11 protein-coding genes and 1 tRNA gene are annotated in these 15,560 nt (G+C 39.8%); 4 read left to right on the top strand and 8 right to left on the bottom strand.

All coding sequences use genetic code 11. The features are described 5' to 3' along the window. Nucleotides 1-219 precede the first annotated feature (219 nt). From G7074_RS20485 to G7074_RS20465, 5 genes are all read right to left on the bottom strand, one after another. Nucleotides 220-1,872 (bottom strand): arylsulfatase, encoded by a 1,653-nt coding sequence (locus G7074_RS20485; RefSeq protein ID WP_166211027.1) that lies wholly within the window; start codon nt 1,870-1,872, stop codon nt 220-222. Nucleotides 1,873-2,039: 167 nt separating this feature from the next. After that, nucleotides 2,040-2,110, bottom strand: a tRNA-Cys gene (locus tag G7074_RS20480). Between the two features lie 184 nt (nt 2,111-2,294). Continuing rightward, nucleotides 2,295-2,576, bottom strand: a complete 282-nt coding sequence (locus G7074_RS20475; protein WP_124559291.1) for a SelT/SelW/SelH family protein — start codon at nt 2,574-2,576, stop codon at nt 2,295-2,297. A gap of 814 nt (nt 2,577-3,390) precedes the next feature. Continuing rightward, nucleotides 3,391-4,494, bottom strand: coding sequence for a PepSY domain-containing protein (locus G7074_RS20470; RefSeq protein ID WP_166211024.1), 1,104 nt, complete (start codon nt 4,492-4,494; stop codon nt 3,391-3,393). 3 nt (nt 4,495-4,497) lie between these two features. Beyond that, a complete protein-coding gene (locus G7074_RS20465) occupies nt 4,498-6,849 on the bottom strand; it encodes a TonB-dependent receptor (protein ID WP_166211021.1) in 2,352 nt (783 codons plus the stop codon). 129 nt (nt 6,850-6,978) lie between these two features. On the opposite strand from G7074_RS20465, the gene G7074_RS20460 reads away from it, so the two are divergent. From G7074_RS20460 to G7074_RS20445, 4 genes are all read left to right on the top strand, one after another. Continuing rightward, entirely contained in the window at nt 6,979-7,767 is a 789-nt protein-coding gene (locus G7074_RS20460; protein WP_166211018.1) for an SDR family oxidoreductase, read from the top strand. Nucleotides 7,768-8,197: 430 nt separating this feature from the next. Beyond that, the gene (locus tag G7074_RS20455; protein WP_124559295.1) at nt 8,198-9,004 is read left to right on the top strand and encodes a phytanoyl-CoA dioxygenase family protein; all 807 of its coding nucleotides are present in this window, start codon (nt 8,198-8,200) and stop codon (nt 9,002-9,004) included. Nucleotides 9,005-9,160: 156 nt separating this feature from the next. Further along, complete coding sequence (locus tag G7074_RS20450) at nt 9,161-9,856, top strand: CDP-alcohol phosphatidyltransferase family protein (protein WP_166211015.1); 696 nt, start codon at nt 9,161-9,163, stop codon at nt 9,854-9,856. Continuing rightward, entirely contained in the window at nt 9,853-10,296 is a 444-nt protein-coding gene (locus G7074_RS20445) for a GtrA family protein (protein WP_166211012.1), read from the top strand. Before G7074_RS20450 ends, G7074_RS20445 begins: the two co-directional genes overlap by 4 nt. 167 nt (nt 10,297-10,463) lie before the next feature. Here the strand turns inward: G7074_RS20445 and G7074_RS20440 are convergent, their stop codons facing one another. The 3 genes from G7074_RS20440 to G7074_RS20430 form a co-directional block, all read right to left on the bottom strand. Further along, complete coding sequence (locus tag G7074_RS20440) at nt 10,464-11,552, bottom strand: phosphotransferase enzyme family protein (protein ID WP_124559298.1); 1,089 nt, start codon at nt 11,550-11,552, stop codon at nt 10,464-10,466. Nucleotides 11,553-11,665: 113 nt separating this feature from the next. Continuing rightward, the gene (locus G7074_RS20435) at nt 11,666-13,015 is read right to left on the bottom strand and encodes a Gfo/Idh/MocA family protein (RefSeq protein ID WP_124559299.1); all 1,350 of its coding nucleotides are present in this window, start codon (nt 13,013-13,015) and stop codon (nt 11,666-11,668) included. A 134-nt stretch (nt 13,016-13,149) separates the two neighbouring features. Further along, nucleotides 13,150-15,477 carry a beta-galactosidase gene (locus tag G7074_RS20430; RefSeq protein WP_166211010.1) on the bottom strand — a complete coding sequence of 776 codons (2,328 nt, stop codon included), beginning with the start codon at nt 15,475-15,477 and terminating at the stop codon, nt 13,150-13,152. Nucleotides 15,478-15,560 lie beyond the last annotated feature (83 nt).

Raw genomic sequence — 15,560 nt, 5'->3', positions numbered from 1 at the left:
GTAAAGGCAGGCGTTTGTGAAAAGCAAACACTGATACTTAGCCATAAGTAAAATATGGAGCATATAGTAGTTTTATGGATAGGGAACATAGAAAAATCAGTACCTGGATATACTTGGCAGGAAACGAATATACATATTTTCCTAAAAAGCCCACTGTCTGCCCTTGTTTTAGGCTGTATGTTAATCCATACAAGCACTACTTACAAATAGGTTTTAGGGCTAAATTCCAGCCTTCGGAGTGTTCTTATTTCCCTCCCTTATTTTAATGATTTCGGTGTAAGGTACAACCCCGGCATACCGGGCCCAGTTTTGATAAGCCGTGGTTAATTCGGTAACTTTTTGAGGCATGGTAGCTGCCAGATTGTTCAACTCAGAACGATCTTTACTGATATCGTACAACTCCCATTGGGTTGGCAGCCCCGTGCGGTACTCACTTACCAGCTTTAGGTTACCCAGCCTAACAGCTGCATTACCTTCGTGTTCCCAAAAAATAGGTTCTGTATGAATGGGAGCTTCTTTTCCATAAATCAATGGCAACAAACTCTTTCCCTGTAAGGGGATAATAGTATTACCTTTATAGTTGGCAGGATACTTTGCTTTGCTTACGTCAACGATGGTGGCCATAATATCAGGCAAAAAACCGTACTGATTGGTAAATTTTCCCAAACGCGCCTGAGGTATGGCCTTAGGCCAATGTATAATCAGCGGCGTGCTTATTCCACCTTCGTTAACCCAGTGCTTAAATTTTTTAAAGGGTGTATTTGAAACATTAGCCCACGATTGACCATAACTGAGCAAATAACCCAATTTTGTGCCCAGGTTTTGGGGCAAACCGCCACCAAGCAAGCCTCCTTCTGCGCATGCCCCATTATCAGACAGGAAAAAGATGAGCGTATTATCCAGTTCGCCCGAGGCTTTTAACTGTTTAATTACACGGCCAATGTTTTGGTCCATGCGATCGATTTGAGCAGCATAAAGTGCCATACGGTAATCCATTTCATCTTGTTTGGCTGGCGAAAGCTTATCCCAATCTGCACCGTCGGCCGCGCTAAGCAGCGCGTTCTGATCAATTACCCCCAAAGCTTTCATCCTTTCATAACGGGCCTGGCGAAGTACCTTCCAGCCTTTTTTATATTGGCCACGGTATTTTTTAACATCGGCAGCCAAAGCATTTAAAGGCCAGTGCGGACTGGTGTAAGCCAGGTACATAAAGAAAGACGCTTTATTTTCTTTTTTATTTTCATCCAAAAATTTAACTGCATAATCGGTAATGGCATCGGTAAGGTAAAAATGCTCCCCTTCGGGTTGTATTTTTTCGTTCATCAACATTAATCCGCGCCCGCCAGAAGGATTAAAATAATTGGTTGCGCCAGCTAATAAGCCATAATATTTATCAAATCCTCTTTGCATGGGCCATTTCTGTTCACCATGATAACCAACATGCCATTTACCACTCATTAAAGTTTGATAACCTTTTGTTTTTAGCACCTCTGCAATGGTTACGCATTTATTATTTAAACTGCCCTGATAGCCCGGCAGGTTATAATTGAAGCTGGTACTATCTTCCGGATCGTTAGACATGTGTCCGATGCCTGCCTGATGCGGGTACAGCCCCGTAAGCAAAGATGCCCGCGTAGGACAACACCGGGCATTGTTGTAAAATTGTCTGAAACGGATACCATTTGCCGCCAGCCGGTCTAAATTGGGTGTAGCCACCTCACTGCCATAACATCCAATATCTGCAAAGCCCATATCATCGGCCATAATTAGCAAAATATTCGGTGCCTTTACTGGTGCAGGAAACTGTGGGTTTGTTCCACTAAAAAAGAGCAAGAAGGCCAGGCAGCTAAAAACGGAGATCAACTTATTCATAATCAAAGGTTAGGTGTCGCAACAAAAGCATATTTTCTGGCTTAGGCAATTGTTTTAAACTTAAATTTGAGGATTTATTTTTTAGCAAATCATAAAACTCTTGTTACTGAAACGCTAAAAAACAAAAAGCCCAATTACGCATTGAGCTTTTATAAGTTTAAAACCTGACGTCATGAACGGGTTCGAACCGCTGTAAAAGGTTTTGCAGACCTCTGCCTAACCACTCGGCCACATGACTTTCTATTGCCTGATGTATTAAAATAACATTGATAATTCAAATATATATAAAATCTATAGAATTACTATACTTTAATGATAAAAATATTTTATTCTAGCTTTTAGGGATAATTATTTCCACAATTATTTTAGTGATTTGAGCAGAAAAACTGAATAAGCTTAGCTGTGTTTTGGCAGACAGATAACTACTTAACATCCGAATGCCCCAAACTCATTGCAGGATTTACCTCATCGCGGATAAGTTGTTTCAACTCCTTAATTTCAGGGAAACGTTGCATCTGCTTCCTGTCAAAAATTAGCTTTTCGCCAACGTATACAGTGAAAACACCAGATGTTTCGCTAGGTAAAAGCGCTACTCCTTTTACTTCATTGACAAAAGTGGTTAAAATTTCTTGTGCCATATAAGCTGAACGTAACATCCAGCCACATTTAGGGCAATAGGTGATATGTATGAGTGGTTTGTCCATTTTATTTTTTACAAGGGTAATAAAAAATAAAATGGAACAATAATACTAACGCTTTTTTTCCCTGTCTGGTTTAAAAACGAAATAGAAAACAATCACTCCTGCCAATAAAAATACAACACCTAAAATAAAATTCAACCGATCATCCATACCTAAACAACAGCATGCACACCAAATAGTTGTGTAAAAACACACAACCTGCACAACTATGAAAAGCTAATACTGAACAAAATGAACTAAACAAATTACCCCCATTACGTTCATTAAACAAGAAAAGGATAACTACATCCATAGCTATCCCTTTCCAATTACTCCCGTGTTAGAGGAATTATTATTACAATATTGAAACGCTTTTTGTTTGCCAAGTCTTGATTATCATACAAAAAAATAAGACTGGTTAGTCAGAAGTCTGAAGATGATTTAAAAATCAGAAGTCCGGGGTCGAGGTCCGAAGATAATACGAACAAATCCTTTCTGCAGGAAAAACCCTGCGCCCCGCTCTGTGCCCTTTGCACATTCCTCTGTGTGCTCTGCGGTTAAAAGTCGGAAGTCCGGGGTCCGAAGATAATTCCAACAAATCCTTTCAGCGGTAATCTGCGTAATCTGCGGGAAACAACCTGCCCCCTGCTCTGCGGTTAAAATAGTCGGAGGTCCGGTGTTCAAAGTCCGAAGATAATTCGAGCAAATCGTTTCTGCGAGAAACAACATGCACCCTGCTCTGTGCCCTTTGCGCTTTTTCTCTGTGTACTCTGCGGTTAAAAAAATTGATAGATCTTGAAACAAGTTCAGGATGACGATACCCTATACAGATTCAAGCCTAAGCAGCACGCATTACTTGTTTAGGTTTTTTCTTCCTTTTCTTCCACCAGATAATAAAACCCGTAACCGGTAAACTTGCTGCAATTAAACTGGCCAAAAACGATACAATTTTATGCGGTAAACCAAACAGTCTTCCTGTATGCAAGTCGTAATTGGTGGCTTCAATCAAATCGGCACCATTAAAATCGGCATAAAGTTTCGACCTGAGCATCGCCCCCGTAGCCTCATCATAGAAAAAGGTATTCTGATTGCGTGCCCAGCGATAAGGGTAAATCATCCGCAGGCGCAGTTCGCCTTTACCACGTACCGATAAACTACTCGATACAACTCCAGGGTATTGCGATTTCGCTTCAGTATAAATTTTATTGTAACGGATAGCTAATGGAGCGACAGGAATAATCTTTGGTCCCACCACCGCTTTGCCCTGGCTTAGTTTGCTTCCTGTAAAGAAACTGGCAGCATTTTTAACACCTTTAAAAGCAAAGTACAAACCGCTTAACGCCGTTACCAGCAGAACAATTGATGCATAAAAACCCAAAACATTATGTAAATCGTAATTTAACCGCTTAAAAGAAGCTTTCCGTTTAATGGTAAGCGATTGCTTTAATAAACGCATTTGCCCCGGAAACCAAAGTACAAGACCGCTAATGAGCATAATTACAAAGATCACTACCGACCATTGCATGATAAATTCGCCTGTTTTACCCAGTAAAAGTGAAGTATGAATATGCTCTACCACAGCCAACCAATCTTCTTTTCCTTTCTTTACCAACGCAGCATTGTAAGGATTAAAGTAATAAGCGGCTCCTTTTTTAGTTGTAATTTCAACGGTCGCATTCGGGAAAGCCTCTTCCATACGGATGAGCCTAATGGGATCTTTGGGAGAGAGCTTTTCAAAAGCAGTAATTACCCGGTCTAAACCCACAAATGGCTTCTGTTGAAGCCCTACATAGCGGAAATCTTTTTGTGTAAATTCTCTTATCTCTTCCTCAAATACATAAATCGATCCGGTAATACTAATTATAAATACCACCAGGCCAGTTGCCAGGCCAAGCCATAAGTGAATGTTCCTGATGGTATTTTTAAAATTCTTTTTTCTCATCAATTAAAATGCATAACCAGCCGATAGGTTAAAACGGCGTCCATTTCCCCTCACATAATTTATGTTACTGCCATAAAACTGAGATATAGCGGGATAATATACTTTGTTTAACAGATTTTCTACACCCAGCGATAACCTTAATGGCTGGGTAACCTGATAAGCCGCTGCTAAATTAAATAAGTTAAACGCTTTTACCGGTCCCTCGCCGATTAAATATTTACCTGCTGCATTGGTTTTAAAGCGATCCCTGTTTCCCACACGCATCCAGTTTACATCTAAAGTCAGGTTTTTAACACCCGAATACTTTAAGTAAACCGTTGTTTTAGAAGGCGGGATGCGGGTAGTATTTAAATACACATCTTTATCACCATTAAAATTACCGTCGTTATCTACATCGCCTTTTCCTTCTACCTGTGCATAGTTACCGCCAATGCTCAAATCGCGTAGTATCTGGTAATCAGCCTGTAGCTCGAAACCGTAAACACGTTCCGGAATGCGTTGCGAAATATAAGTTCCGTTTACTTCTAACAGGTTGGCACCAAGTTTAGAAGTGCCGTAATAGTAAGCTGCACTGAAGTTTAATTTACCTACAGTACTGCTAAAACCAGCTTCATAATTATTTACAATGATGGGTTTTGTTTCTAACTGCGATAAAGTATTGCTTTTAGCCGCTCTTAATACCCTGCCCAGTTCGAAAACCGAAAACGATTGTGCATAGCTGATAAAAGGGTTAAAAAATTTGAATTTAGAATACCTTGCTCCTGCATTAAATACAAATGCGTTATAGTTTAACTTCCCGCCCTGTACAGCAATACTGCCTGCTCCGTTTGCACCTGTGGCCAGGGTGTTAAAATCATCAACATCGATATTGATGTTCTCGGCCCTTAAACCTCCTTTGATGGTTAAATCGTTAAAGAGTGTGGTTGATGCCTGTAAGTATGGGGCAAAGTTAACCATGTTCATATTAGGTACCCATAAACGTCCGTCGGTTAAGCTCTGGGCCGTTTTATCGTTCATTAAATCTAAACCATAGTTTAAGGTTACCGGCACATTTGCTGTAATGCTGAAAGGTGTATTTAAATTTACCCTTGCTCCCTTTTTAGTAGAAGTAATGGCCGACTGTCCTCCGCCGAAAAATGAAGCAGAGTTAGAATAAATGGTATAGAAATCCTGATAATATACATTGGCTGTTAAATCGGTTTTACCAAAAATCTGCTGACTGGTATATTGTAAATTGGCATTGTGGTTAAAGCGTGTACCTTCATCAACGCCTAAACGCGTACCGTAAACACCAATGGCAGGAGATTGCCCAAACACACCTTCTTTTGTAGTGTAAAGTGAATGCTGGCGCGAGCTGAAATAATTATACATCAATTGCAGGCGTTGCTTTGCGGTGAAATTATAACCCAATTTCACAAAACCATTGTAAGATTTGGTTTCACCAAGACCATATTCGGGCGAGATAACCAAGCCTTCCGCATCGCGGTAAACACCTGTTTTTTCGTACATCCCGCTTACCAGATAATCGAATTTAGCTACCTTACCATAAAACTGTTGTGAAAAACGGTAACCTATGGTACTGTCGCCTTTCAGGTTTCCGGTTAAGCCGGCTTGTGTATAACCACCAAAAGCTTTTCCTTTATCACCATTTTTAGTAATGTAATTGATTAAACCACCTTCGGCACCATTACCATAAATGGCTGTTGCCCCTTTAATTACTTCTACACGTTCTACAACAGAAGGATCGATACTGCGGATATCCCTTCCACCTGCTCTTAGTGGCGTAGATTGTGGAATTCCATCAATCAAAACCAGCACGTTACGACCGCGTAAAGTTTGGCCCGAATTGCCTGTTTGATTAGTAGAAAAGCCTAATCCTGGTACACTGTAAGAAAGTATATTGGCTAAATTAGGGCTAATGGTTGATTGTGTAGCCAGTTCTTTAGCGGTAAGCACGGTTACCGATGATGGCGTTTGTGATAAAGATTCAGGTCTTCTGCTGGCCGAAACAATCACATCATTTAAATCTGATTGTTGCTCCTTTAAAGTAATAGTAACTGTAGTGGTATCATTTGCTTTTACCAATACACTTTGTTCAGTTTGGTTATAACCCGTAATCGAAACCCTGATTTGCTGATTCCCTGCAGGTACCGCCAGTAATTTAAATGCCCCAAGCTTATCGGAAGTAGTTTTAACGTTCTGTTTTTTAACCTGAATATTGGCAAATGGAATACTGTTGCCCAACGAATCTACTACTTTGCCTCTGATTGCACCCTTATCGGTTTGTGCAAAAAGCGGTAATGCTGATAAAATAGAGAGGGTTAGCGCGAGTAATCTGAGGTATGTGTGTTTCATTAAAATTAAATTTCGGCAAAGCTAATATTATTTAGACTTGTTAAAAATAATAAAATAAAAAAGATACTTTAATTTCCTTTGTTCATCACTAATTATGGATATTAGCCAAAAAACTACCTGTTATACAATATGTCTGAAACAAATCCAACTTTTGCGCTCATTACCGGCGCAAGTAAAGGAATAGGAAAAGCAATGGCCATTGCCCTGGCAAAGAGAAAAATTAACCTCCTTCTTGTTGCCCGTTCTGTTACTGCACTTGATGATTTGCAACTGGAAATTCAAGCTAAATATGAGATAAAGGTGCATAGTTTAGCAATCGATTTAACCGAACCAAACGCTGCTCCTGACCTCTATCATTGGGTTGTAAATAAACAGATAAATATTTCGATACTCATTAACAATGCAGGCTACGGCCTGTGGGGTAAATTCGGAGAACTTAACCTGACCGAACAATTGGAAATGTGCCAGTTGAACATGAACATGGTTACTTCACTTTGCCATTATTTTCTTCCAATGCTGCAAAAACAAAAACAGGCTTATATCCTGAATGTTTGCAGCACTGCCGCATACCAGGCTGTGCCTACCCTTGCTATTTATTCGGCAACAAAAGCTTTTGTGTTATCGTTTACAAGGGCCTTAAGGTTCGAACTTAAATCTGGTCCAGTTTCGGTTACTTGTTTAAGCCCGGGACCTGTTGATACGGGCTTTGCCGAACGTGCCGGATTAGATGCCTTTAGCAAAATGGCCGAAAAATTTAACATGAAACCCGATGAAGTTGCAGAAATTGCGCTCAAAGGCATGTTTGCCAAAAAATCAGAAATCATTCCTGGCTTTACCAATATCATCAGCGTTTATGCCAACAGGATTTTGCCCAAAGCTTTTATTGAGAAAATGGCCGCCGGGATTTATAAAACCTAGTATTTAAGTTTTTTCAGTTAACAGTTTGCAATTTTCAATTAGCGGTTTGCAGTATTAATGAACCAATAACCAGTTAGCAATTCCTAATTTCCGGGTGCCAATTGCCCACAACCCATTTTCAAAGCGGTAAGTATCGTCCCTATGATGAGCCTTTTATCATCAACTGTAACAGGTTTTTTCTGCCAACCAAACGGTATTAGATTCTGAATCAGCACAAAAAAAATAAAAAAATGAAATAAAATTCTTTGGAATGTTAAAAATATATTACGTTTGTATTAAATACTACTAAATCTATAGATTATGTCGAATAAAACATTTTTGTTTTATTTTCTTCCAGTACCGAACCACTCGCCCATGCGAATGTGCTGTTGTTGCGCATAATACTAAATCCAATTTATCTTTTTCTTAAACCTTTAATTTTTTTTGACACATGGCAACATCGTATCCAACCTTTACCCTATCCGAACAATTAACAGCACAACAGCTCGATTTTTTTAATACTCATGGATTTATCCATTTCAAAAATTTTATTGAACCCGAAACGGTTTCTGCCATTGTTGAAGCTTCTAAACAGGTGGAACAAAAATGGCTGCAACAAGATATTAAGAAAATTAACGGGGTGCCCATTAAATACGGCAAAGACCTTGATGGCTCGGCCATTGTGCAGCGCTTTGCCTTTATTAACCAGCACCACCAAACATTAAGCGGTTTGCTGCTCGATCCGCGCTTTAATGCCTTGCTTCAGCTGGCAGGCGAAGGTGCACGTTTGGGAACAGAAGAAAAAGATGGCATGGTATTTAACCATTACATCAACGGACCTGAAAGTAAGTTTAGCAAAATGGGCTGGCATACGGATGGTTTGAGGGATATATTTTACGGCACCAAACTAAATCCAATGCTAAATGTAGGGATACACTTAAGTAGTTTAAAACCTGAAAATGGTGGTTTAAAGATTATACCAGGTACACACAAGCAAAGTATATACCAGATGCTTTTTCGCAAAAAATACTTTTTGGATAACAAGCCCGATGCGCAAGAGGTATCGATACTACCGCAAGCTGGCGATTTAACGATACACGATGGCAGACTTTGGCACCGGGTAGCTGAATCGGCTATTAGAGGTGAGGAAAGCAGGCGCCGTGTTATTTATGTGCCTATTATTGCCGGTAAATATGCACCAAAGCACGAAAACAGCCCTACTGTATTTTATCAACGCTTTGCCGGAATTGTAAAATAAATTATGCTGTTTGTTTTACTTTTCAGCTACCTGGTCAGATCAGGGAAGCTAAAGCGCGCCAGTACTTTTGTTAAGGCTGCGCCCAAAAAAATTGGTTTAAAATTTTATCGTCCCGAAACGGCCATCATATTCGGGTTTATTGTAGCTGGAGCCTAAATGGAGTGTAATATTAAAAGAGAAAAAGTGGTTGTTGCCAACCCCAAACTTTTTGCCGATAGAGAGAGAACTAATATTTTACGTGGTGGCGAGCAACAACTGATCCTTTTTCTGCTTAAAAAACTCCCAACATGGGTGTCGCCTAATTTTATGACTGGTATTGGCATGTTTGGTTCGGTACTCGTTTTCGCAGCATTTATATTGGCTCACTTTTACGGCACTAGTTGGTTACTGACTGGAATTTCGGGCTTGTTGATTAACTGGCTGGGCGATTCGCTGGATGGTAGATTAGCCTATTACCGCAACATTCCACGAAAGTGGTATGGTTTTACCCTCGATATCGTTATGGACTGGTTAAGTATCGTTTTAATTGGCCTGGGTTATTATTTTTATGCCAATAACGTGCAACAAATACTGGCCTTTTTATTTGTGGTGTTGTATGGCTGGTCGATGATTATTGCTTTGCTGAGGTATAAAATTACAGGTGCTTACCAGATTGATACCGGGCGCCTCGGACCAACCGAACTGCGGGTAATTATAGCGTTAATTCTACTGGCCGAAACTATTATTACCGGAACAATCGGCTACTTTGCCATTGCCATTTGTGTATTGCTTTCGATTATTAATATTACCGATACGCTAAAACTGCTTAAAGATGGCGATGCCAGAGATAAAGCAGATAAAGGAAGCCGATGACCTGGGAATCGATTAAACTTTTCTTAAAAGCGCAGGTATCTGCATTCTCTGGCGGGCTTACCGATTATGGCCTGATGATTCCGTTAACTGAATTACTGCATATTCATTTCACCATATCCATCATCATTTCGGGTACGATAGGTGGAATAGTAAATTTTTGTATTAACCGTTTTTGGGCCTTTAAAAGTACCGGTGGCTATCATGGTTCGGCCACTAGTCAGTTTATTCGTTTTTTTATGGTGGTATTAGGCAGCATTTCCCTCAAATCAGCCGGAACCTATTTGCTCCACAGCAGTTTAAATATAGATTATAAAATTGGCCGCTTATTGATAGACAGTATAGTATCTTATGGTTTTAACTATCCATTAATGAAATACTGGGTATTTAAGGCAAATAACATCAGTTGCCAATACGCTGAAGAAGGCGAAACGCTTACTTAACAGAAAAAACGTCAATAACAGGCTTAAAAACAAATAAATAGCAGCCCAAACCACTCGTTCACCTTAAATAACAAACGTTTGCGCTAAAATTTAGGCAACAAAGGTAAAAAGTGATGTCCAGCTCAAACGATGAAGCATAAAAAACTGAACATCTTACCTTTACCTTATTAGTTTAATATCTTGGGTTCGTTTACCCTATCAGCATTAATCTGCTTAACAATTTCTTCAAATTTGGCTTCTTTAGCCATGTATTTATTTAACAAATCGAGTTGGTTTAAGCCCCTAACAAGATTATGTTCCGCATAACTCGTTTTATAATAAACATCGCCATTTAAAAAGTCGGTAATAAACCTAACGGCTTGCATATAAATCATAAACTTACCCGCGTAAATAAAGAACTGTTTTTCGGCAAAGCCTAAAACCGAATCCATTTCTTCCATATAGCCTTTGTGTATAGCGGCAAAAACATCTTCCCTGATCGCTATTTTATTAAAATCGCGTTCTTCTTCATTCGCTTCTGAAAGATAGGTACGCATCATATCGCCCACATCACTAATGAAATAGCCGGGCATTACGGTATCTAAATCGATTACGCAAAGGCCCACACCTGTTTCTACCTGCAACAATACATTACTTATTTTAGTATCGTGGTGTATTACACGGAGGTTAAGCGCTCCACTATCAACCATGTGTACATATTGTTCTTCTATTTCATAAAGCCTGATAATTTCTTCAATCGGAAATTTCGCTTCTGCAATCCTGGCGTCGCTTGCGTTTTCTAAAGCCACTTTAAACTGCTCAACACGCAGGGGTAGGTTATGAAAATCCTCAATGGTAGCTTTTAATTGATTTACATTAAAGGCGCCAAGCATCCTTGTAAATTTACCAAACTGCTTTGCGGCGTGGTAAGCCTGCTCCGGTTCTTGTACAAAATCAACAGAACAAGAGTTTTCTACAAAAGGAAAAATACGGTAAAAATGATCGTCGATCACTACAAAATCATCGCCGCTTTTTGCGGTGATGGGTGCAACAAATAAATATTTAGGAGCGGTTTGATCCAGATATTTTTTTATTGCCTCAATATTCCGGGCTATGTTTAGGGGCTCTCTAAAAACTTCGGTATTCACCTCTTGCAAAATATAGGCAACACCTTCGCCATACACTTTCCAGGTATGGTTAATCAGGCCAGAGCCAAAAGGTTCTGTTTTTAATTTTTCTACGTTAAGTCCATAAGCACCTAAGACTTCTTGAAACATAAGATGGTAATAATATATATAAGTGTGTCAGGCAGGTTATTAAATCCCATCCTGAATAAAGTTCTAGTTAAAAGTATGTGGGTAATACCTTGCAGTACTACCCACAAAAAGGACTAAAATCCGCTATCGTCTAAAGCGAAAGTATTTTTACGGTCTTTCCATTTACCTTTGGTAAAATCAGGGAATTTTTGTGGCATATTTCCTTCTTTTAACGATTTGGTAGAAAGTGGAGTAATTACACTCATGGTTACCGAGTCATAAACATCAATTGGCGTTTGTTTTTTCTGTTTTACCGCCTGAATAAAACCATTAAATACGAACCAATCCATACCACCGTGACCTGCGCCTACAGCTTCTGCTTCATATTTTTTCCAAAGCGGGTGATCATATTTTTCGAACCATTCGTCAGCTTTATCCCATGCATGATCTTTCGATTTATGTTCGATGTGTACCGATTTGTTTACATCCATCCAAAGTCCGTTTGTACCCTGAACCCTGAAACCGATAGAGTAAGGACGAGGCAAATGCGTATCGTGGCTTAACATTACAGTTTCACCGTTTGCACAATTAATTAAGGTAGTGGTAACATCACCATTTTTATAATTGATTTTTGCATTTGGGTGACCTGGAGAAAGCTCCTCTACGTATGCGGCCAATCCTCTTGCTTTCGAGCTGAACGATACCAGATTGGTAAAGCTGTTACCTCTGTTGATATTGGCATATTGCATAATTGGACCTACACCATGGGTTGGGTACAAATCACCATCCTGATCGATGTTGAATTGCGTACGCCATTGAGCCTCACTTAAAGCTTTTGGTCCGTATTCTACACCGCCTCCATAATAATCTTTACCGTTATTAAATAATACGTTTCTTAAGTTGTGCTGGTAACCGCCTTCTAAGTGAACTAACTCACCAAATAAACCCTGACGTACCATGTTTAAAGCTGCCATTACATCTCTACGGTAACAAACATTCTCTAAAGTCATGTAAGGCATTCCGGTTTTCTCAGAAGTATTTACAATATCCCAGTGATCTTGAACGGTTAAACCTGCAATAACTTCGCAACCTACATATTTACCAGCTTTCATGGCATCAACTGCCTGATCGCGGTGAAACTGCCATGGTGTAGAAATAATTACGGCATCGATATCTTTACGATCTAAAAGTTTTTTATAAGCATCTACCCCACCTGTATATTCAGTAGCTGCAGGTCTTCCTTTTTTAGCAATGAAATTGCGGCAAATTTTAAGTGAGCTTTCCTGAGTATCGCAAATAGCTACAATTTCTACATCGTCTCTCAATGCACCCTCAGAAATATGGCTCATACCACGTGCACCTACACCAATATAGCCTACTCTTACTTTGGCACTGTCTGATGATGCAAATAAGCTTCCTGTTGGCAGGATGGTTAAACCCGCCGCTGTGACTGCACCACTTTTGATAAAATCTCTACGTTCCATTTGTGTTTTTTATGTTTATTATTTAAGTTTAATTGATAGTAATTGTTATTGAACAAACGTTTTACTTGCTGTTATTTAGCCGTTTTTAAATTTACATTGGCTTAACTTCCGGTAGCTCATTCGCTTGCACCTGCTTATAAATTTTTAAATGGTTTCTGGTTAAAATATAATCTGTAATCTTTAATTCTGCCATTGGCATTATCCTGCCTTGGTAAAAGTTTCAATGCCTTAATACTGTAAATTTTGCCCAGGTCTATTACAATCTGGTGCGGTGGTTTTGGCGACTGGTTTTCCCATTGGGTATGCCAGATACTGGTAAACTGCAAATCGAAAACATTTGCTGCATTTCCATCATCGCCACCTAGCTCTTCACTATCAGCATAAACAACTTTCCAGTCGCTACGTGGTATTTCATTGCCCTTATCATCAACCAGCACAATTTCTGCTACCGATGTATAAGCTTGTCCTTTTTGTTCGGTAAGTGCTTCCAAACAGAAATAACGGGCGGTAACGGGTTTAAAATTTACCGTCTGCCATTTGTTATCGTTTGCAAAAGTACCTTCTGCATATGGTTGCTGTGCATCTGCAAGCCATTTTTGGCCGGCCTTACGGTGCAACTGAGGTTGCTTTTCGTTTACAACATCTAAAATAGGTTTATCTAAAAAGCTTAAATTCGGTGTTGAGGTACCGAACAGGTCGAAAACAACAACTTCGTTATTACCCTTTTTTAACCAGCTGCCTAGTACAAGCATGGTTTGCGTTGGGCCGATATTCCAGTATCTGCCCAGGCACATTCCATTTAACCAAACTAATCCTTTATTCCATTTACCCATGTCCAGGTAAGTATCTTCTAATTTATCGGCCGTAAAACTGCCTTTGTAAAATGCGGTAGCTGCTTGCTGGCGATTAAGTTTTTCGTACCGAAGCGGGATATTTACCTCACCCAATCTCACGGGATAATTTTTCCAGCCTTTTAATTCAGTTTGTTTTCCGTTTTCGCTAAGGTAAACTGCACTATGTATGCCTTTCCAATCGTGCATCTGGTAACCGTAGTTTACCCTACCGGTTGCCTCCACCAATATTCTCAATACGCTTTTACTTAGCCTTGCAGGTATTTCAATGTTAAAACGACCCTTTCTTCTATCCAGTTCACCAATCTTTTTTCCATCTATGTAAACCAAGGCATAATCGTGTATATCTTTAAAAATCAGGTTAGCTTTTTTACCCGCTTTTAAAGTAGTTTCGTATAATACACAACCAAAATCCTGGTTTAAATCTTCCATTAATAATGCTGTATCGGTTAAAACAGCTTTTGGCAGGTTTTTAGAAAGCACTGCTACCGATGTGAAATGAACGGGCTGTAATTTCTGGATTTTGTTTACCGGCGGAACATCAGGTAAAACCTCGCCCTCCTGCAGGTAATTTGCAAATAACTTACGGATGGCATAAAATTTCTCGGTTGTATTGCCGGCTTCATCAATAGGTGCATCGTAATCGTAACTACTGGTTTGCGGCAGGTATGGAGGTGCATTAGCACCACTGTAAGTACCAAAGCTGGTTCCGCCGTGAGCCATGTAAATGCTGAAAGATGCCTTATGATCGAGCATATATTTAAGCTCATCAACAATTCGCTGCGTATTACCCTTGTGGTGCGGCCTGCCCCAGCTATCAAACCAGCCTGGATAATATTCGCCACACATTAATGGGCCAGTTGGTTGTATAGCCCTTAAAGCTTTAAAATTGGCCTCCGGATCACTGCCAAAGTTTACCACGGCAAATAATCCTTCGGGGTGATCGTTCTTTAATTGTGTAGGTCCGTCGCAGTGGAACAAAGGAACTGTAAAGCCAGCTTCTTGTAAATTGGCTTTAATAATGTTCATATAATCCTTATCGTTACCATAGCTACCATACTCATTCTCTACCTGTACCATAATAATGTTGCCGCCCTTACTAACTTGCAAAGGCGCGAGCTGCTTACCTACTTCAAGCAGATATTTTTTCGATCGGGCTAAAAAATATGGATTTTGTGTGCGCAAACGGATGTTTTTATCTTTAAGCAGCCACCAGGGGAAACCACCGAACTCCCATTCGGCACAAGAATATGGCCCAGGCCTTAATATTACGTACAAACCTACCTCTTTTGCCAGTTTACAAAATTCGGCAGCATCACTTTGCCCGGTCCAGGTAAACTGATCGGGTTGTTTTTCGTGCATGTTCCAAAAAAGGTAAGCACAAACGGTATTTAACCCCATGGCTTTTGCCATTTGCAAACGTTTTTTCCACTCGGCTTTAGGAATCCGCGCAAAATGCATTTCGCCGCAACGGATAATATAAGGCTTGCCATTTAGCTCAAAAGATTCGGCACCTATAGCAAAGGTGGTTGCTTTTTGAGCCCAACTACCCGCTGACAGGCTGATTAACAGCAATAACGCAAATATTTTTTTAAACAGTGGGATGTGCATTGGTTAAGCTTCTGTTTGGTTTTGTTGATTTGTATTTTTAAAAATAGAACAAGCAAATGAGCAAAACAACATAAATGTCAGCG

The sequence above is a fragment of the Pedobacter sp. HDW13 genome, assembly GCF_011303555.1.
GTDB lineage: Bacteria > Bacteroidota > Bacteroidia > Sphingobacteriales > Sphingobacteriaceae > Pedobacter.
This window is presented reverse-complemented; position numbering and strand designations above follow the sequence as displayed.